General features: G+C 56.5%; 2 protein-coding genes. One reads left to right on the forward strand and one right to left on the reverse strand.

Annotated elements, in window-relative coordinates:
- The coding region (locus tag ACG0Z3_RS23175) for a hypothetical protein (protein WP_394402416.1) at positions 1 to 197 on the forward strand (197 nt) is incomplete at its 5' end.
- A 444-nt stretch (positions 198 to 641) separates the two neighbouring features.
- Here ACG0Z3_RS23175 and ACG0Z3_RS23180 read toward each other — a convergent pair.
- The coding region (locus tag ACG0Z3_RS23180; RefSeq protein WP_394402417.1) for a hypothetical protein at positions 642 to 1,037 on the reverse strand (396 nt) is incomplete at its 5' end.

Below are 1,037 nucleotides of genomic sequence, written 5' to 3' on the forward strand. Positions count from 1 at the left end.
GCGCCGCTCCCGCGACAGACTCCCCCGAATCTATTTGCAGTGGCCCGCCACCCGACGCGCCGCCTGGCCCCGGGCTTGTCCAACAAACGGATCAGATCGCGGCAAGCGCGATCTATCCTTACTCGTTAGAAGTTTTGTCGGATAAGCGCGACAAGGATGAAACCTCCAACGATAACCAAGCCAAGCCAAAAAATTGAAGGCCTAGTTTTTCCGAAAACTTTCGGATTTTGATTAGACATGGCGACGATTTCTGAGTCCGTCGCTTTGAGTACGTTTCGCAGAAGAAGGGGAGCGCAAACAAGAAGCGCAATACTAGCAACGGTTAAGAGGCCTGTGAAGAAAATAAACTGAATTGGATCGGTCGCGTGCTGCATGAGATTCCCGCGGCTTGAGAATTTGCCGGCCAACCAGATGCGCGCCGATGTATATGCAAGCCCTCCTCCAGCAGCAAGCATGGCGAGAGATCCGAGGGCGCCTTTTATAACGAAGCGGGTGCGAGAAAGCATGAAGCTTCTAACGTTCCATCTGAGCGGACGCCAACAGCGTGGCCCCGCGAGGCTGATGATGAAATGCACGGCCTCGCGGGGCCACGCTGTTGGCGGTCCGATCGAGCGCAGGGTTAAAGCGCAAGTACCCGTAGCTCATGCGACAACCTCGACATCGAAGTGAACCGGGTTCACCGGGCTGGAACAAGCCAACACGGTGTCCCAGAACTCATCCAGCAGTGCCTGACCATTGGTATCGAAGTCGTTGGTCGCAGTCAAACGCAAGACGCCGCTCTCCCACCGGCAATGCACCTTCGTCTGCCACGGCCGATGCGCAAACTCGTCTTGCACATCGATGGCGGCAGATGGGCCTTCCGATTCAGTCAGCCCAACGCACGAAACGGTGATGGTCGGCATTTGCGCTTTAAGGCTACGCTGAACAAGTTGGCGATTTCGACGCTCCGTCATGCCGACGGCTGACGTGTTCGAACTGATGTCGTTTTGGCCCGCACATGCCGATCCTTTCGGCTCTTTTGAGGCAGCAGGCGCACC

This window comes from Pelomonas margarita (assembly GCF_043555875.1).
Taxonomy (GTDB): Bacteria; Pseudomonadota; Gammaproteobacteria; order Burkholderiales; family Burkholderiaceae_C; genus Pelomonas; species Pelomonas margarita.